General features: G+C 34.6%; 13 protein-coding genes. All 13 read right to left on the bottom strand.

Annotation, left to right across the window (positions count from 1 at the left end; genetic code table 11):
- Positions 1-26: 26 nt before the first annotated feature.
- Complete coding sequence (locus SJY17_RS05850; protein WP_397364555.1) at positions 27-803, bottom strand: DUF1080 domain-containing protein; 777 nt, start codon at positions 801-803, stop codon at positions 27-29.
- Positions 800-3,655: an alpha-L-rhamnosidase gene (locus tag SJY17_RS05845; RefSeq protein WP_397364554.1), complete on the bottom strand. Its 2,856-nt coding sequence runs from the start codon at positions 3,653-3,655 to the stop codon at positions 800-802. The genes SJY17_RS05850 and SJY17_RS05845 overlap by 4 nt, the downstream gene beginning before the upstream one ends.
- Positions 3,656-3,750: 95 nt before the next feature.
- Entirely contained in the window at positions 3,751-4,803 is a 1,053-nt protein-coding gene (gene rhaT / locus SJY17_RS05840) for an L-rhamnose/proton symporter RhaT (protein WP_397364553.1), read from the bottom strand.
- 25 nt (positions 4,804-4,828) lie between these two features.
- Entirely contained in the window at positions 4,829-6,214 is a 1,386-nt protein-coding gene (locus SJY17_RS05835; protein WP_397364552.1) for a sulfatase, read from the bottom strand.
- A 38-nt stretch (positions 6,215-6,252) separates the two neighbouring features.
- A complete protein-coding gene (locus tag SJY17_RS05830) occupies positions 6,253-7,665 on the bottom strand; it encodes a hypothetical protein (RefSeq protein ID WP_397364551.1) in 1,413 nt (470 codons plus the stop codon).
- A gap of 14 nt (positions 7,666-7,679) precedes the next feature.
- The gene (locus tag SJY17_RS05825) at positions 7,680-9,116 is read right to left on the bottom strand and encodes a sulfatase (RefSeq protein ID WP_397364550.1); all 1,437 of its coding nucleotides are present in this window, start codon (positions 9,114-9,116) and stop codon (positions 7,680-7,682) included.
- A 50-nt stretch (positions 9,117-9,166) separates the two neighbouring features.
- Complete coding sequence (locus tag SJY17_RS05820; RefSeq protein WP_397364549.1) at positions 9,167-10,396, bottom strand: enolase C-terminal domain-like protein; 1,230 nt, start codon at positions 10,394-10,396, stop codon at positions 9,167-9,169.
- 6 nt (positions 10,397-10,402) lie between these two features.
- Positions 10,403-13,669, bottom strand: a complete 3,267-nt coding sequence (locus tag SJY17_RS05815; RefSeq protein WP_397364548.1) for a family 78 glycoside hydrolase catalytic domain — start codon at positions 13,667-13,669, stop codon at positions 10,403-10,405.
- Positions 13,670-13,678: 9 nt separating this feature from the next.
- Complete coding sequence (locus SJY17_RS05810) at positions 13,679-15,598, bottom strand: hypothetical protein (protein WP_397364547.1); 1,920 nt, start codon at positions 15,596-15,598, stop codon at positions 13,679-13,681.
- Positions 15,599-15,821: 223 nt separating this feature from the next.
- Entirely contained in the window at positions 15,822-17,834 is a 2,013-nt protein-coding gene (locus tag SJY17_RS05805) for a T9SS type A sorting domain-containing protein (RefSeq protein ID WP_397364546.1), read from the bottom strand.
- Positions 17,835-17,967: 133 nt separating this feature from the next.
- The gene (locus tag SJY17_RS05800; protein WP_397364545.1) at positions 17,968-19,716 is read right to left on the bottom strand and encodes a sulfatase; all 1,749 of its coding nucleotides are present in this window, start codon (positions 19,714-19,716) and stop codon (positions 17,968-17,970) included.
- Between the two features lie 72 nt (positions 19,717-19,788).
- Complete coding sequence (locus SJY17_RS05795) at positions 19,789-20,634, bottom strand: hypothetical protein (RefSeq protein ID WP_397364544.1); 846 nt, start codon at positions 20,632-20,634, stop codon at positions 19,789-19,791.
- Positions 20,627-20,983 carry a hypothetical protein gene (locus tag SJY17_RS05790; protein WP_397364543.1) on the bottom strand — a complete coding sequence of 119 codons (357 nt, stop codon included), beginning with the start codon at positions 20,981-20,983 and terminating at the stop codon, positions 20,627-20,629. Before SJY17_RS05790 ends, SJY17_RS05795 begins: the two co-directional genes overlap by 8 nt.
- Between the last annotated feature and the right edge of the window lie 61 nt (positions 20,984-21,044).

The raw sequence follows: 21,044 nt of genomic DNA, 5'->3' as shown, positions 1-21,044 counted from the left end.
TGAAATCAAATATGGAAATTATCGATTTATAACAAATGTTTTGATTTTATATTCTTGTATTCAATCTTCATAGGTGGCCCAACGTGTACTTGAACACCAATATTACCCTTTAAAGACCTATTAATTTCATCCAAATCGTTGACCTCACTAAACAACACATCATTTACATAATGCTGCATTTTATTACCTTTTATTATGAGGTGAACGCTATTCCAGTCATTAGACTTTATTAGTGATTTCAGCTTCGATTTTAATTTTGTCTCTGTAATCGTTCTGGTCTGCCAGCAGTTTTTCTTTACATTTTTGTGCAAGTCAGTTTTGGGTATACTATCAGGCATCGGTGGAATGTTTACAATTTCACCATAATAAGCCAATGTCGTTCGCTTTTTCTCTTCGTAATTTTGACCCGTATATCTATTTTTGCCATCAATATCACATTGATAACCTCTTAATGCGAAAGGTATATTATCAATAGTTTCGCTTCTATAATTAATACCACTATTTCCTGAATTGGTTATTCTATATTCTAACTTTAGCTCAAAATTTTCAGGTTGTTCTTTTTTGTAAATGACGAAAGAATTACGTTTTAGAATTGTTTCTGGTGTCACTTCTCCAATTAAAACACCATTCTCAACTCTCCAATATTTAGGGTCTCCACTCCATCCTTCTAAATCTTTACCGTTAAATATGGATTGAAATGTATTCTCCTTTTTTATAACTGTATTTTCATTTTTGCACGATGAAAAACAAAACACAAGGCTAAATAATAAGGCTATTACAACGTAAAAACTACCCTTTTTCATATTGAAGTTTTCAAATATTCAATCTTATAATTCCCTGAACCCAAAATCACAGCATCTTCTATAATTTCTAGTGTATTTTGCTTTTTAAAATCTTCAACTGATTTACCATTTATTTCTAGATTTTCGAGTTCTGAAGACGTCACTACAAGCTTCGCTTTTGTGTTGAATGGTACATCAAGGTTCATACTTAAAAGACCTTCATCCGCTTTCCATTCATTTTTTATAGCACCATAAGGTGAAGGAACCGATACTGTTGTGCTACTTATTTCACTTGGGAATTCTGGATTAACCACAAACATCTTATATCCAGGATTTGATTCTGATGATTTAATACCTCCTAAGGATTCATAAAAATAAGTCGCAAAACCACTATGCATGGGATGATTTAATGAGTTGGTTGGTCCTTCCATTTTCTCCCATTCAAACTGGCGTTCTGGCCAAGTCGTAAAGCCTGAATTCATAACATAAGTCTGACTCGGAAAATCTGGTGTTGTTAATATTTGATATGCCAAATCTGCCTTTCCGTATTTGGATAAAACGGTGTAGATATAGCGATTACCGTGGATTCCTGTGGAATGATGTCCACCTTTAACTTCAACGATATTATGAACCAAACCATTGACTACAGTTTCAATTTTATCCTCTGGCACCATATTAAATTGTAAAGCTTGAACGGTTGCTGTCTGACTTTGATACCATTTGTGATTTGTATTAGGAATAGCAACCAAGAATTCGTTATTAAATGCCTTTTTCAAGGCCTCTTTTTCCTGTTTCATTTGTGCTTCATAAACACCATCATTATTCATTTTAGCAAAACGTTCCATAATCCCTAAAACATCATAGAAATAGGCATTAGCAGAAATAATAGGGTCGCATTCCATAGCACTAGGATTCTTTCTTCTATCCCAAAGTGGTGGACACCAATCTCCCATTCCATCTTGCATAATGCCATTTTCACCTTTAAAATTTAAGTAGAAATCCGTCAAGTTTTTCATGTCTTCATAGTATTCTTTTATAATCGCATCATCTCCATAGTGTAAATAATTATACCAAGGCAAATACATCGTAGCCACACCCCAATCTATTTTTGCATAAGTTGACGTACGTTTCCCAGGTGCAATCATCGTAGGGACTTGAAACTTAATTTCTGGATTGTTATGGCCTTTAGTTGGTCGCATTTGCGTACGTATGTCTTCCATGTATTTTTTATAAAAAGCATACATATCATAATTATACAAAGCATATTCACAAAAGGCGTGCGCATCACCTAACCAACCGCATTTTTCACGATGTGGACAATCCTCTGGAATGCCATGTAAATTATCTACAATCGTCCATTTACTGATACTGTGCATTTTATTTAAGAGTTCATCTGAAGAACTAAAACTTCCTGTTTCTTGAATATCTGTAGCCACTAAAACCGCTTTAATCATATTGGCATCTGGCTTACTTGAAACACCTTTAATTTTAGCATATCTAAATCCGTGATAACTGAACTTTGGCTCCCAAGATTCTATGCCATCTCCTTTGCAGATGTATTTGTAAATCTGTGGCATGCCATTAGCACCACCACCTGTTGAGCCTTTAAAAATATCTTTACCATTGGTTAACAAAGCTTCTGTTGTAATGATTTCAATAAGCTGGTTTTTCTTTTCCTGAACGTTGATTTTAACCCAACCTGCAATGTTCTGCCCAAAATCTACAATCCATTCACCATCTGTACCTTTAAAAACCTTTTGCGGTTCTAACTCTTTGAGTTTTTTTATTGGTGGTATTTGCTGTGCACTTATTTTTTTGAGTTTTGGCGCTGTTACTTTGGCGTTTCCCCAAGTGGCATCTTCATAATCAACATTAGTCCAATTGCCTAATTCGTAATTTGCATCATAAGTATCTCCACCATAAATATTGTTGAATACAATTGGTCCTGTGGCTTCTTTCCAAGTCTCATCTGTATAGAAATCGGCTTCAGAACCATCATCATATTTTAACTTGACTAATAACTTAACCGTTGGTGGTCCGTAAGCTAAATCTTTGTTGGATTCTGGGTCGCGTTTCCAAGAAATATTCTGACCATAAAATCCGTTTCCCATTATAATTCCGAATGCATTCTTACCGGATTTAAGCGCTTCGGTAATATCATAATTGACATAATACGCCTGCTTATCGTAATTAGATGGTGCTGGGTCTAATACATGGTCGCCTACTTTTTCACCATTCAGATACAACTCATAGTAGCCTAATCCACAGATATAAGCTTGAGCGTTTTTAATAGTTTTAGTAACATTTATCTCGTTTCTAAAATAGCTTGCTGCAAAACCATCAACAGTTTGAGGTTCTTTCATCCTCCCTGTTTTGTAGGCTCTAAAACGGTGTTCTGAAGTTCTAGTATCTTTATTTAAAATGATCCATTTTGAATCTCCCCAATTAGCTTCATCAATCAGTCCCATTTCAAATTTTTGAATTTTAGACCAGTCTGAAACAGTACCTTGATTATCCGAAATCTTTACTTTCCAAAAATAGCTTTGTAAAGCCTCTAAAGGGTTTCCTTGATATTTTACAAAGGTTGATTTATCGCTTTCTACTTTTTTAGAATTCCATACATCAGCATCATTTTCGTTTAATTTATCTTCTGAAGATGCTACTAGAATATGATATGAGGATTGGGATTTATTGTATCCCTCAGCGTCAACAATCCATGAAAACAATGGTTGTTTGGTCTCAATAGTTGATGGATTTTCTTTAGCGTTTACTAATAGTTTTTCAAATATTAGCGCATTGTTTTGCTCATTATTCTTATCGCATGAAAAACAAAATATGAGTAATAGTAGAAAGTAGATGTTTTGCTTTATCATTTCGTGAATTGTTTTTTGTTGGCTTTAGTGCTTGAAAATTAAACTAATCTTCAAGCTTCTTTATCCTGTACTCTCATGTAAAAAGTAGTCTCAATCTAAATCGAATTCCCAATACCTACAAGTACTACAGATAAAATAATAACAACAATACCTGCTGTAATCGTAGTTTTCGTTTTTTTGGCAACACCATGCCATTCCTTTCTATAAATTCCCCAAAGGTTTGCGGTTAAAATAATAGTTGACATGTGAAGAATCCAAGAACTAGCACCATTTCCTAATTTACTTTCTCCCATTCCATAGAAAAAGAATTGCAAAAACCAGACAGTTCCTGCTAAAGCCGAAAACAACAGGTTGCTTCGTATTGGTGTCGTTTTATTTGTAAAATCTTTGTAGGATTTGTTTTTGATACTCAATAGGGTTGTCCAGATTAAATTGGTCGCTAATCCTCCCCAAAGTATCACCACAAAAGTTACGTTGTTTGCAAACAAGCTGTCGTAACCAGCAGTAATTGCGGCATCCGCTAAAGGTTTCCCTGCTTCTATTCCGAAACTAAAAAATGAACTTAAAATTCCTGAAAGAATAGCAACTATTAATCCTTTTACCAGATTAAACTCTGAAACACTTTTTTTCTTTTCTTCGTCCGAGAGCTCTTTTTCTTTTAACATGCCTGCTTTTCCACAAATAGCAATGCCGAATAAACAAATTAAAACACCAAGTAGTACGATTTGACCTCCTGAAGAACCTAACATATCCGTAAATGACACTTTACCGACTTCTGGTTTAAAATTGTAGTATATGGATGGTACAATAGCTCCAAAAGCGGCACAAAATCCGAGTACCACTAAGTTACCCAAAGACATCCCTAAATACCGTACACCTAGACCATAGGACAAACCTCCAACTCCCCAAAGTAATCCCATTAAAAAGGTGAATCCTAAAATAGTATTTGAGCTTGCCGTGATGATATCCATAAAACCAGGAACAGTTAAATAGGCAGCAATTGGTGGCACAATGAGCCAAGACATAACGCCTCCTACCATCCAGTAGGTTTCCCAAGCCCAACCTTTTACTTTGTTGTAGGGCATATAAAAACTTCCTGCAGCGACTCCGCCTAATGAATGGAATATTACTCCTAAAATTGTTTGCATGATTTTTTAAAGATCTTATTAAAATTTAATTTGTAAATTCTGGGTTCTTGGTTTTGGGTATTGGCGCATTTGTAGCTTTCCACCATTTTTGTAAATCCGCTAAAAGTGCTTCTGTTTTTTTTGGATTTGCTCTAGCTAAATTGTTGCGTTCACCAATATCTTCAGATAAATTATACAATTCCATCTCATTATCCTCAAAATAATAATGAAGTTTCCAATCGCCTTTTCGTATTAAAGAGCCTGGTCGTGTTCTAAATAGAGAGTCCCTGTTTTCATTATCATTTACATTATAGGCTTGTAAATAAATAGGAAAATGCCAAAATAAAGGACGTTCTAATGTTTCCTCTTTTCCTTCTAATATTGAAGAGATATTATTTCCATCTAAATTTAGGCTAGCGTTTTTTATGCCTGCATAGCCTAAGATTGTTGGAAATATATCTAGGTTTGTTATAGGTACATCGCTCTTAGAATTTGGTTTAATTTTATTGTTTAACACAAAGAAAAATGGTTCTCTAATACCACCTTCATAATAACTTCCTTTTCCAGCTCGTAATGGTTTTTGTTTGGTTATCCCGTATAAACCTCCATTATCTGAAGTAAAAACAATCAAGGTATTATCAAAAAGATGTTTTTCTTTTAGTTTATCAATAAGTAACCCTATGTTTCTATCTAAATTATCTACCATAGACCCATATTCTGGATTTCCCTGACCATTCCATGGTGCCTTTTTTTCATATTTAGGCAAAATACTATCCACTGGCATTATAGGTACATGAACGGCATAAGGCGAATAATTAAGATAGAACGGTTTTTGTACGGTATCCACAAAATGTATAGCTTTTTCCATTATGACATCCGTTAAATATTTATCAGAAACGCCTTCAATTGTTACATTTTTATAAGGTGGTTTATAGCTTTTAGGCAAGCCATTATGCCCCCCTCCAATATTTACATCAAACCCATATTCTATAGGATTATCGCTTAAATGCCACTTTCCTGCCTGACACGTGACATATCCATTCTCACGTAATACCTCTGGTAAAATAGTATGCTTTTTGGATAGTGTATGTGTATTTTTTGTTGGAATCAATTTTCTGTGTTCAGATTTCCCACGTGTTGAAGGACTAACCGTGTAAATCCCATGACGTGGTGTCCATTGCCCAGTCATTAAACACGCTCTGCTAGGTGCACAGTTTGAAGCTGATGCATAACCATTTGTAAAGACCATACCTAAGCTCGATAAATAATCTATGTTTGGTGTTTCATAATATTTACTTCCCATAAAACCTACATCTTTCCAACCCATATCATCAACGTTTATGATAATTATGTTTGGAACTGAAGATTCTTGTTTGTTAGCACAAGCTTGACTTAATAGAACTATTAAGATTAATCGTATAATTTTTATCATTTGAAAATGATTTTTAATAAAAGATATTTTTAAATTAATTAACAAATACGAACCACTCGTAAATTTAAAAGGTTTCCTAACTTCTCTATTTTACTGGCAATATGACCTACTCCAATAGCGCAATGATGAGAAGGTCCCTGTTTAGACCATTCGTTCATAAAAGTACGAGCTCCTATTGAAAAACGATAACGACTGTTTGTGTTACCTATTTGTAATATTGGACCTTCAACAGATTCTCCTTCTGCTACCAATAAAAACACATCATCTTTACCTTCAACAACAGACAAGAGTGTAACTGGTCCATGCTTTACCGTCATTTGAATAGACAACCCTTTCCCTGGTTTTCCATGATACACTGGTAATGGCACTAATTGAACATTTCCTTCTGCGATTGCAAAATGTGCAGGACCATCATGGCCTAACATCACAATATCATCATTAAAATCCATCGCATAAAATTCAGAAAACGAACCTCCAACACCAAAGGCATCCATAATTTTCATGGCTTGGGCATTCTTGACTTCATATTCTCCTGCAACTGGCACATTTCTACCCGTTAACAAGGTATTACCTGCGATGACTGAGGTTACTATATTTTCATATTCGTTAGCATTTTCACCTTCATAATAATAGGCTAAAGAACCCAAATCGTGATTGTCTACTAATTTATCTAAGGCTATTGATGTTTTTGCTGCGCGAATAATTTCATCTTCTTCACAAGCATCAACAACTTCAAATACATTTTTAAATTCTAATATTTTTTCTTCTATCTCAGGTGTTGTAACTGCATCTCGATACTTTTTTAATTCACACATTTCAACAATTTCTATGTGTGTTCCGAACGCTGCAGATTGTTTGGTTAAATCAGAATACACATCTAACATACCGCCATAATAATGTCCTAAAACACCTAGTCTGTTATTTTGCATTACTGAGGCCACACGAGCTGCATCTATCCAATCCTGAATTTCCGTCCAAACTTGTGGCTCATCTAAATAGCCTGTTACAAATTCATAATCTATTCCTGAACGATTAAAAACATTTGCTAATTCTGGCACAGAACAGGCTTGACAATGCGCTAACCACTCGCCTGTCATTTTGCCTCTGTCACCTAATGCATTAAAACTATCGTAATCTATAGCTGCAACAGGTTGTATGTTTAATATAATTATTGGGCATTTTACTTTTTGAACTACAGGTAAAACTGTTGACGATAACGCATAGGTTGAGACATATAGAAAAAGAATATCGACGTCTTCCGTTTTTAATACTTGTGCCTTTTCTCTTGCAACAATCGGCGAATCAACTAAACCAACGTTTACAACCTCAGCACCAAAACTTTCCATCTTATCTGCAATTTGGCTTTGATAACCTTGTAAACGTTCTAGCAAGCCTTCAAATTGAGGCCAATAGGTGTCTAATCCTATTCCAAATAATCCGACTTTTATCATTATTTTATTTATTTTTACTTTAGATTTAACCTAGTTCTTAACTTCACTTTTAACTCTTTAACTAATTCTGGGTAGTCTTCGGCAATATTCTTAGTTTCCTTTTCTGTTGTTGTGTGATTATATAATTCCACAAATCCATCCTGATGTAATGTCATTCTATGCGTTGAAGTTCTAATGGTTGAAACATTATTTTTATAGGATATGGCATAGTGACCCGCAGCATTCGGGTCTACTAATATTTCTTTTAGAGACGTACCATGAGCATACTCAGGGGTTTCAATTTCAGCTAAATCACATAACGTCGGAAAAATATCGACTGTTTCTACAATAGCATCTGTATTCGTACCTTCATGTTTCATTCCTGGGTAATGAATTATTAAAGGTGCATGCAACGATTCCTCAAACAAACTATGTTTACCCCAAATCGCATGTTCTCCTAGATGCCAACCATGGTCACCCCAAAGTACAACAATAGTATTTTTATCTGCTCCTGTTTTTTTTAATGCTGCAAGAATTTTACCAACTTGGGCATCAGCATAACTGACACATGCAGCATAATGACGACGAACCTCATTCGCAAAATCAGCATCTTTATTAGGGTTTTTACCCCAACGGTTGTATTTCATAAATTCACCAGACCCATGCCATGTTGTTCTTCCTTTCGGTTTTTGAGGGTGTTTTATTTCGGAAAAGTCAACACCATCATATCTATCATAATATGTTTTTGGTGCACCAAAAGGCAGGTGCGGTTTAATAATTCCAACAGCAATAAAAAATGGTTTTTCTTCATTACTGGCAAGTGCTCCTAGTTGTTTGACAGCTTCATCTGTAATTGCTCCATCTGGATAAATGTTATCGTCACCTTCTGCTGTTTGAAAAACATCCATACTGGCTGATTTTAATCGAGTCTCACCATTAGCTAATCCATGCATCATTCCTCGTGGGTGTTCCCATTCCGCAACTGGCATCAAATGCTTATCCCATGCATTGGGCATCTCTACTTTTGTACTATCATTCCAATTTTTTCCGCCTCTTCCTCCAGGATGATGGGATACTTTTCCAACCGAAACCGTTGTATAGCCAAATGTACTAAACCACTCTGGGATACTTTTACCTACTTTTTGAGTGCCTTGTTTTATTTTATTTGCTCTACTAAAAAGAGCATCGTTTCCTGCTGGTCCATACTGCCCTGTTAATAAGGTATATCTAGACGGACCACAACTTGGTGAGTTTACAAAATGTTTTTGGAATATAATTCCTTTTTCCGCTAAAGCATCAATATTAGGTGAGCTAATATACTCTGCTCCAAAACTCTTTAACTCTGGACGAAGGTCATCCACACAAATAAGTAGTACATTAGGTTTTTGAACAATTTGTTCTTTTTGACAATTCGTCAACAGGAAAAAAAATAACATAACAAAAAAAATAGGATCTATTTTTTTAACTATCATTATTATGTTTTTTATCGTTTTCAACAGTCTTTTAAAAATTTATAGTTACGTTAAACTTCAACATACAATTCACTTATTTTTTTTAATCGATTGGTTTCTAATTCCACACCAAAACCAGGTTTTGGTTGATAAGAATAATAACCATTAGCGTCTTTTTTAGTGGCAGTACTTTGCAGGCATTCTAGATATAGTTTAGAATCTTCCTTTTTCTCTATGGCTTCTACCCAAGTCGCATTTAGACCTATTGCTATTTGTTGCCAAGCAGAACATGCGGGACCGACTAAACTATCATCACCTATCATTACTTTTGCGCCTATATCTTTTACTTTTTCAGCCAATTGCGCTGTGTGATTCAAACTTCCCATAGTCGAAGGATGTAAATTATAAATTTTTCCCATGCCTTTTGTTATGATTTCTAAACCTTTCCACGCAGGACGCATTGGTGCATCTGGAATCAAAGCTAAATCACCAACCATTTCCTGTAATTGAACCCATTGATGTGGTTTTAAATTAGCTGGGTCCTCAATGGCATTTAAACCATTAGCTTTAAAACGGTCTAAAATCCCTTTTAATTCGTCTAAAGATTGCCACTTTTTATAGCCTTTATTAACATCTGAAATCACCACAGCTTCATCTCCCAAAACATCTCTAATCGTTTTAAGTAATTTCATATCTACGGCTTCATCACCATACATCTTAAACTTCATATGATGTGCTAAATTTTGCGCGATGCTTTTCTCTGCTTCTTCTCTAACTTTTTCCTCGTCTTTGTCTAAAATGCAATACAACCCAGGAACGGCATTGCGACCAGTTAATCCTAATAATTCTACAGCCGATTTATTTTGAAGACGTCCAGAAAGATCTAACAATCCCATATCTAAAGACTCTAACATTTTTAAAGAGCGTTTAGAACCTAGCACTTGTTCTGACGCCAATAATTTTTGGGCTTCACCAATCGTTAAGCCTTTAAATTGCTTTAAATATTCAACCCAAGCCGTAGGTTTAAAATCAGGATTGTTTTTTGAAGCTGGCGTTTCTGTCCAACCATAAAACTCTCCTGAAGAAATCTTAATAAATAAATGCTGACGGTTATGCCAAGTTCCCCAAGAAAAATAGCGTGGGATATTAATATCGTATCTAAACAATTCGATTTTTGTAATGATTTCATTTAGATATTCGTTTCTATTATTATTAACGCAAGATGATAATAAAGGATATGTGACACCTAGAATACCAAGTGCAGACATACTTTTTATAAAATCGCGTCTGTTTGTTTTCATTTATTATCAATTAAAAATTTTGATCTCTTTAATAGATGGTGCTTCTTTAGCATCCACAATAAAAATTCTAAATTTTGTAGATTCAATAGTATCAAATTGATGGGTTTTATTTGCACCACAGACGGTTCCTTTTACAATAGCTTTCCATGCTCCGTTTTCCCAATATTGAAGTTCATAAGACGAAATGTTATCCTCATGTTCATCAATAATGACTTGATTGAACGTTTGTGGTTTTACCCATTCTACCTCTATATATTGATTTTCAGCTTCAGTAGCTAACCAACGGGTTTTATTATCGTCATCATTAACTCTAAAGGCCTCAAAAACGGGTAGTTTTTCAGTTTGAATAAACATAGAAGACGCATTTATTCGTCCTAATTTCGCAAGATTCTTTAAATCATTTAATGGCTCTGGAAATTGTGTTACAGGTAATTCACCTACTTTAAAATCATAAACTCCAGATGGTACATTAAAAATCACGTAATTACCAACAGCTTTGTTTTTTTCTGTTCCTAAATAGGTAATGTCTTCAGCTTTTTCAGCTAAAACACTGCTTTCATGTATACCCTCTTTACTTGTTGCTGGCAGATATACTTTAGCGGTTGTATTTGTAGGGATTTCAATATGAAATGTGGCACCTTTGTCTTCCTTTTTCCAGTTAACAACCACGTTTCCGTACATGGATTCATATTGGGTATTTGCAAACGTTAAATCGCCAACAGGTGCAGGTTTTATAATCATGTTTTGCATTCCTAAATGTTCAGGGTTTGGTCGAATACCACCAAAACCTTTGATAAAATAGCCTCCAATGCCTGTGTAACAGGTGTGTATTTGACTGTTACCTATGGCAGACCAACGTTCTGGCCATACGGTTTTTCCTTGCTCTAAAAAGTAACCATAACTTGGGTGATGCTTATCTCTCAACAACTCATAAATTAAATCCATTCTTTCACCAGATTCTGTAAAATATCGCGTGTACAAGGCTTGTCCAGAACTTCCTGTATCGTAATACGGAAATTTGTACAGTACATTATCCACTAAATTCTCTTCTACTTTAGCTTTTTCAGACGCTGGTGTTACGCCAGAGACTAAAGCAAAGGCTTGGTCTACCTGATATCCTTTTATGTATTTACCCGTTTCTGGATTATACGATAATTTATGGGTCGCTTCTCGCTGTACTTTTAGTCTGTCTTTATAAGTTTTAGTATCTTCAGTTTTACCCAAAGTTTCAGCAATATGCATCGCATTATCTAGCATGAACGTATAAAGGCAATTATTAAAATGGACGGCTTCTGGTGAGTTACTACTGGTCCAGAAATTACCACGAGGTGTGCACCAATCGCCTAATCCAGGGAATTCTCTTAAGCCTTGTGTTCCTGCTTTTATGGCGCCTCCTGTTTCATAATTTGAATTTTCAAGCAACCAAGTCATCCATTTTTGCATGGATTCATAATTGTCTTCTAGTACTTTTTTATCTCCTAACATACGGTAGGTTTCCCAAACCGTTAGAGGGTTATTGGCTTTCCACATTAAAAATGGACGGTCTTCTTCATTAATAACAGCTCGTGTTCTTCCATCAGGAAATTGTGCATCTCTGGTGAATTGCAGATATTGATCCATATAAGCACCACTTTCAAAATTTGGTAAAGCATCACCATACATAGCGGCAACAGTGACTTCTCCCCAACCACGACGCTCGCGATGCGGACAATCTACCAAAATACCATCCATAGTATTGGCTAAGTAGGTATTTAAATTAACTTGATAAATTTGATTCAGTTGTTTACTTGAAGATTCAAATTTGCTGATTTGTTTACGATCGTTCGTTACCACATAGCCTTTTGCATCTTCTAGTTTAGGCTGGTATTTTAAACCGTGAACTGTAATCCATCTTCCTCCTGCAACATTAAAACGATTTTGGAAATTCCCCTTTCCTGATTTTCCAAAGATGTACTTACTCTTTTGTTTCCAGTTAGACCTCACTTCTGTTCTATCCGTAATTTCAAATAGAATAGAATCTCCCTCAACACCATTATACAAATCCATTTCAAAAAATCCAGTATAATTTTCTCCCATATCAATGCGAAAGGTACCATCATCATTTTTATCTACAGCAATGGCTTTAAGCTCCTTAAACTTTACTTGAGGCTCTACCATTTGTGCACTTAACTGAGCAGTAATAGGACTATACAATGCGCGTACTTCTCTATTTTTTCTGCTATTAAGTGCAAAACTTATATTATTGCCCTCTGGAATTTGAGTGTTTAAAACCTCGTGATTGTACACACTTGCATTCATCCAATTGGAATCGTCATAATCAGCAGTATTCCAGTCGTCGTCTCGTTTTCTATCGTCAATAGTTTCACCACCAAAACGTAGGATATCCCAATCTCCATAATATTCGGAATGACTCTTTTTAGTTTTCCAAGTGGTGTCAGACTTAAGCGTAGTTTGTTTTCCTCCTGCTACAATTTCGGCTTGTGCTTTAAATACAAAAGGAATGTTTCTGTATTCACTAACACGTCTCCAACGCGACCATCCTGCAGCATGCCATATGGCAATAACATTGTCTCCTTTTTTTAGTTTTTCTGAAATGTCATAGGTTAAATAGGCAATCCTTTTTTTCATGTAGGTTGACACTGGATTCATCACATTCTGAGTAATTTTTTCTCCATTCACATACAATTCGTGATAGCCAAAAGAGCCTACAAATACAAATGCCGATGTTGCATCATCTGAAAGTGTTACATTTTTTCGATACCAATTATGGTCCGTTTTTTTCTGATCTGATTTTAGAATCCAGTCGCCTTTCCAATCTGATTGTTTTAATAAGCCCATAGAAAACTTAGAATGATTGCTCCAGTTTGTTGGATGACCATCTTTATCCCAAACTTTTACTTTCCAGAAATACTGTTTTGCAGACTCTAACTCAATGCCTTGATAGGTGTTATTTACAGATTGATTAGATTCCACTTTTCCTGAATCCCAAATGTCTCCAGTATTATCATTTAATAAATCTAAATTGCTAGCAACTAAAACTTGAAAAGCTGTTTGTTTTTGTCCTCTTTCTTGCTTGTTTGAAGTTAATTTCCAACTTAATCTTGGTTTTGTGTTGTCTATTCCTAATGGGTTTGTTTTGTATTCACATTTTAAATTTGAAATACTAATTGATTCTTTCGAAGTACAACCTGAAAAAAAAATAAATCCCGTAATTAATAGTATTAGAACTTTCCTAAATGCTTGCTTTTGAGTAGTTCTTTTTATAAAAATCATAATAAACTTTTAACTCACTGTAATCGTTATTTTCAACTCGTTATTATCTTTTTGAAAAAACATTTCAAAAGGAATAGCTTCTACTCCAGGCACCATATTAAAGGTTCTTTTTTTACCAGAAATTTCTTTGGTTTTAATTGGGACATTTGCTTTAATGGTCACTAATCCCTCAGGTTTTTGAATGGTAATTTCGTTTTCATTAATGTTGGTTACCTCTTCATTTGAAGGAGAAACTATTGGTAATACAAAAGCAGTTTTTTCAGTAATATTCTGTTTTGTATTCACTTTAATTTCTGTTTGATCAGTAGTACAATTGTATGTAATATCAAATTCAGAAGCGGTTCCAGACACTTCTTCTCTATCTACATTTTTAAGTTTTACATCAGCCAATAACTCAATAGTTCTGTTTTCATCTTTAGAAGTAACGGTTGCTGGTAAATCATATAAATTAGTGTACCATACATTGTCTTTAAACACCTCAACTCGTGGTGTTAAACAGATATCTTTATTAGGTTGTACTTGTTGATTGTTTTTTTCTACTAAATGATATTCTGCCATACTTGCAGCACATAAAAGCCCTACTTTATTATTATATAAAACTCCTAAAGCACCTCCTGAAGCTTGTCTAAAATCGTATTTATAATGATATTCTGCATCGTAAGCGCTTATTGTTCCTCTCCAATCTCCTCTAGCAAAAAGAAACACATCTAAATCTTTAAAGTGTTTTACGCCATCTGCAGTGGTTCTAGGTAAATGAGCATTTGCATTTATTTTTGGTAAATGATCCCAATGATCTAATAAGGCTGCTAAAGGTTTGGCATGTGTAAATGTATGATGCACACAAGGAGGAATACCAGCTTCTATAAAACCTGGACCTCCATGAATTAATCCATCTGCTGTACATCTTTTTAATAATTCTGTATTTTTTACTGCTGCTGTTCCAAATGCAGGATTGATATTGGCCATCATTCCAAATGCTGGTTGACTACCATCGCAGGTTCTACTTCCCCAATAGGTCCATTTGTACATTCTGTTACCCCAACTGTTATCCCAACCTCCATCTGGCAACATAAATTCTAAATGACTATTTAATGATTTTGTTAAGATTTGTAGTAATTCTTCATCTTTCTCTTTTATAGCATACATCACTAAACTATTTAAAGTTTCCTCCACATTGTAGCCTAAATCTACTCCGTGTAAACCTTTATCACTTAGCTTACTTGAACTTTTCTTACACTCACCAAACAGTAAACCTTCATTTTTAGTAAAATACACTTTTATTTCTGAAGCTAATTTTTTACTTTTTGCTTTAAAATCATCTCTATTTAGAACATTCCCTATTAAATTTAATCCATAAACAGCTGTTCCAGGATAATTAATATTGGTAAAGTCAATTGTAAATGTATCGTAAATGTATTGTCCTGCTTTTTCTAGACGATTTGTCCATGTTTTGCGAGTTTCTTCATCTAAAACATGGCCATGATAATGTAAGGCTTCAGCTAAAGCAATTGCACCAAAAATGGTAATTCCTTTCCAAGATTTTGGGTTTTTAATTACTGTCCAAGCTCCATTTTCTTGAGACACATTATTTTCTGCCCAAGTCATTACCAATTTAGCACCTTCTATATACTTTTCATCACCTGTTTTATCTGCCATATATAAAAATGGATATACGGCATCCATACAACGACCATGAATATGTGAACATGACGGACAACCTAATGCACCATGTACTTCTAAATTAGACGGATCATTAATCTGGACTTTTAACATTCCGTCACTCCAGTCCTTCAATAAACCTGTGATTAAGTTTTTAAATTCTAATGAGTGTTCTGGATGGCTTGTACACGAATGTAATAAACCGGACATCGGTAATGATAATCCAACACCTGCAAGTGTTGTCAGTTGTATAAAGTTGCGTCTTTTCATGTGCTGATATTTACTGTTTTAAGAGTCACATAGAACATCTACCATCATCCAGCCGTGTGATTTAGACCTAAGTTTTAGATGTTTCATTTTAAACTTTCTGAAGTAATATTGAAAAATACTATTACTATATTAAAAAACCATCCTGTTTTATCCTGTTAAGAAATAAACAAAAAAAGACCGTCTAAAAAGACAGTCTTTTTAAAATTATTATGAGATAATATTATTAGTTTATAATCAGTTTTGTCTGAACTGTTTTATTATCATCTGTTGTAGCAGTTACTATATATAAACCAGACGTTAAATTATTATTATTTCTAACCTCTATTTTCCCATTAGAAGTTGATCCTTGATAAACTACTTTCCCTAACATATTGTAAATTTTAACCTCTGCATCAATATTGTTGTTTAATGCTATGGTAAAATTAGTATTTGCCGGGTTTGGATATACTTTTATAGAAGTCGCACTTGATTCATTATCTTCAATACTTAGAGATTGACTTGTTGGTATTGCCTCCCATACGCTTCTCAAATCTGACTCTGTAACTGGGATATGTGTTACGGTTCCATCTGTTTCATGGTACATAAATCTACCACTAGTGCCAGATTCAAATCTATAGGTATCATCAACATCACTATAATGTAAGGTCCAGACTTTATCACCAGAACTTGTAGTTGTACCTGTACTTAAAACCACATAAGGACCTCCTGGGCCACTTGCACCTGGGGCACGAAGTATGCCGTTAACTTCACTGTCTATATTAACAAATGCGCCTTGTTGCACAAAAGTCCAATGCGTGTTTAGCGGTTCACCAGAATCAGTCATCGTAACTGGCATAGCTGATGCCTCAGCATCGGTTAAGAATTGGCCTGTAGCTACATTTCTAAATCTAAAAACGTCATCACTAGGTGCTGGTCCTGAATTGTCAACAACTTCGACTTTCTCATAAGTAGTGTTTGCCCATCTCATTTGTGCTCTACCACCTCTCACACGATAAGCCCCATATCTTATACCTGATTCAATACCTCTTTCTGGTTCTGGGATATTCCAATTAAAGGCTTCTCCTCCAATTACGGCGTCACAATAATGTATTTTTAAATCAGGATTACTAGGGTCTTCTCTAAAACCTATCTCTAGCTCAAAATCGACTTCTTCATTTTTATTGACTTGCTTTAGAAAAACAACTTCTCTGCCACTACCTTCACCTCCACGGAATAAAATACGTTCGGCATAAATATCGAAAGCCACTTGCTTATCTGCATTGATTCCTGTACCGTAAACAGGATGTGCTCTATATAAACAAATAGCAGGATCATTAGAACCACCACCACCAGTGTGCTTTCCTTTAGCCTGTATTAAATAACTACCATCTTGACCAAAAGAGCCACCATCTCCTACTTCAAGAATTCTTACAATTCCAGTGAATCTTGCATAACTACCAACACCAGTCTCTTGAGATCTGGGTAAAGAACGTTCTATTCTGGGTTGTAACGTACTTCCATCCCAATGGTTTGAACCATCGGTAATATTATAAACACCCCAAGTTTTTCCATTAACACTACTTTCTGAGTAATCAGAATAACAACTACGGTCATCAGCAGTACCTACATTAACGGAGTTTGGTATATCTACATTTCTGGTATTGTCGTTTTGGAATATACCTGAAGCAGGACAAGTAAGATCTGTATTTGTATCTTCATCTGTTGCTATCACTACAGGTGTTTCCACAAAAGGAACAAATTCCCAATTACTTCTATCATCCGTTTCTGGGACAGCTACATGGGTAACAGTTCCGTTAGCGTCATGATACATAAATCTACCAGCAGTTCTAGATTCAATTCTATAAGTGTCATTAGTAGCGTTATGTTGTATCGTCCACGTTTTATCTGTACTGCTATTAGGGGAAGTTGCTAGCGTGCTTACAACTACATAAGGGCCTCCTGGACCACCAGTACCTGGTGCGCGTAGTATTCCAGTTCCACCAGTTTCACTTTCACTATCTATATTATAATAAGCTCCACTTACTACAAACGTCCAATGAGTGCTCAAATCCTCTTCAGCTAAATTTGTCATTGTAACTGGCTGAGAACTTCCTCCTGCGGTGGTTAAGAATTGGCCTGTTGCTACATTTTTCAATCTAAAAGTGTCATCAGAAGGAAGCACGCCTTGAGCTGTTATACAAAATGAGTATAACATAAAAACGAGAAGTAATATGGGTTTAAACTTAATTTTTTTCATAGCTTTTTTTAATATTTTTCTAATGTTATTAAATTTAGCTAAAAAAAGTATCCTGAACTATGCTGAATTGAATAAACTTTAACATCTTGTTTATCTAAAAAAAATTAATCTAACTTCAATTCATAATGTTATCTTACTGAAAACAAACAGTTTCACTCGATTTAAATCCGATACGATGTGCTTGTACTATTAATTTAGCGCCTTGAGGTAATACTATCGGGTTTTTATAGCTATTCCAAGCCTTCGGCAATTTTCCATCTTTAATGATTTTATAACCAATGGAAGCACCTTCAGTTTTGCATTTAATGGTCATTTTTCCATTGTAATTATTAATGACAGGTTCTGAAGTTAATGGCTGTTTATTATTACCCTGCCACATTTTTTTTACTAATTCTCTTTCGGGTAAATTAGGATTATCTCCTATGTTTTCTAACCATGTATCTATTTCAGATCTTAACTCATTTAATTTGTCTTTGTATTCAGGATTATCTACAAGGTTATTTAACTCAAAAGAATCCACTGAGCAATCAAATAATTCCTCTTTTGGTTTACTTTCTCTAAACCATTGCATTTGGACATCATTAAGTTTACCTTCATCTCGTAATCGCAACAATTCTCGCATTGCTGGAATGCGCTCTCTGTAAGTAATAGGCAAATAATAGCCTTGTTCTGGTCTGTAATTTCTAATATATTTAAATTGCTTATCTCTTACTGCTCTAATCACATCAGTTTCTGCATCAAAACGATCTGCTGCAGCATAAATATAATCACGTTTTTCTACCTTATTAAATCCCAAGAAAGATTGCCCTTGCATATAAGGCTTTGGCTCTTCTCCAATAAGCGACAATAGGGTTGGTGCAAAATCTACAAAACTTATCAATTGATCGTCTTTTGTTCCTGCGTGTAGTTTCTTAGGAAAACGAATAATCATAGGTGTGTTTAATCCGGAATCGTAAATGAGTCGCTTTTCTCTTGGTAAAGGTTCGCCATGATCTCCGTAGAAAAAGATGATTGTATTCTCTAATAAGCCATCGACTTCTAACTGTTGTAACACAGCACCTACTTGATTATCCATTTCAGCAATATTGTTGTATAGCTTCCACATATCGCGTTGTGTTACCTCATTATCCACTAAATAAGGCGGGATTTTGAATTTAGTATCCTTTGGAAGATGTATTGGTGTGTCTTCTTCGTCCATGCGATTTTTGGCGTGCGACGTTCCTTTATTTTTCCAATTGTAAGTATTGTCTCCTGCATGGTATAGACGGGTTTCAATTTCTCTAAATCCGTAAGGTTCAAACAAACCCGATTCGTGTGTTTCCGTAAAATTTATTACTGAAAAGAATGGCTGATTTTTATCTCTATTTCTCCAATGTGCATAAGGGCTACTTTCATCCCATGCTGTAACTGGTGCTTTAAATTGATAATCGGTTTTATAATTATTGGTGCAATAGTAGCCTGCTTGTCGCAACCATTCGCTTATCATTTTTACGTTAGGAGACGGTACTGCTTCATAAGCTGGCAGACCTGTTTGATCCATATTAGAGTTTGTCCGCATATGGTTTGCACCAATACTCGATGGATACATACCAGTTGCTATCGCAGCTCTGCTTGGTGCACAAACACCTGAAGTTGAATATAAGTTTGGATAAATGACTCCCTCTTCAGCCAGTTTACTAAGATTAGGAGTTGCAACCGTATGATCTCCAAAAGGTGGAATGTAAGCTCCCATATCCTCAGTTACTAACCAAAGAATATTTGGACGTTTTGGAAGAACTAAATTTGATGAAGCACTTGCAGCAACATCAGAAGTTTCTTTTTTCTTTTGACAAGATTGACAAAAAAACAAACAAAGCAATGACAAGATCCCATAGTATTTCATTCGTTCATAAAGTTAATTGAGCACCAAAGTGATTTTCCAAACGAGTTGGAATATGGTATTATGAATTGTTTTTTAAAAAAGTGAATATCCAAATATTACAGATAGTGTTTTATAATTAGAAAACCATTCAGAACCATTCTGACTTAAAATCTCCCTACTCGCATTATATCTAATTTCTAAGATATATTTATCATTATGTTTATAACCTAAACCGAAAGCCAAAGTTGACGAATTGACAACTTCTAAATCTGTTCCCGAGCTTAAATCAATAATGGAATTATTATCAAAAGCAAGAATGAATGACCCATTTATAAAAATTTTAGAATCCTCATTTAGAAAAAAGTAATGCCTTACGCCAATTGGGAATTCAATTGATTTATAGTCAGCGTTTACACTCACATTTGATCTTTCCTTTTCCGATTTATAATATTGATAACTTGGCTCAATTATCAATGACCATTTATTTTTGTTGAAAGGCATAATAATTTCTGCCTCAATACCAAATCTAAGTGCGATCTCATTATCTAAATCAAAATCTCTAGAGCTTAAAACTTTATTTTGTACTAAAAGAGATGAACTATTAAAGCCAACTCGAACATTTAAATTAAATAAGTCTCTTTTCTGTTTTTCTTCATAATTGATATATTTTTCACCGATACATTCGTTATATTCTACAAAATAACCAATTAGGTCATTCATTTGATAATCTAGATTCTCAACTTTGGTAATTTTAAAATTTGGACACTTTAGGTTATTCCAAAGTTGATTTTTAAATCTATTATTCTTACCGATGTCATTATCGTAAGTTTTGTAAGATTTGAAAATTAATTGCTCAATAACAGTATTTCCTTTGTTGTAAAAATATTTTCTTATGATTCCGTCTTCATATAAATATAAATTTGCGTTACCCTCAACCAATAAATACTTTTAAAAATAGTTCCTCTTCTTTAAATTCAGGGTTTCTATCATTGGTTAAGTCATCTAACATCTCGCTTGACCTGTCAATATTTACAATACTTCTGACGTATTTTGAAATATTATCAATTCCAAATTCTTTAATTGATTTTATATTCGCTTTTTTGGATTTGCTATTTTCGGATAATTTATATTCAAATTCAGTTGGATTATCTTGCCAATCAATATTTTTGATTAAACAATTGGTCTTTTGATTAGAGTCATCAATAAAATATCCCTTCTCAAAAGTAATCTGAGAATAGCAATTGAAACTTAAGATTATTGTTAAAAGGAATAAAAGCTGTTTTTTCATTATATTTTGTATTAATATTTGTCTCGTTGAGTTTTGGCAACCCAGAACATATGTTCAATAT

Origin of the sequence: Olleya sp. R77988 (genome assembly GCF_044594215.1) — a bacterium.
Classification (GTDB): domain Bacteria; phylum Bacteroidota; class Bacteroidia; order Flavobacteriales; family Flavobacteriaceae; genus Olleya.
This window is presented reverse-complemented; position numbering and strand designations above follow the sequence as displayed.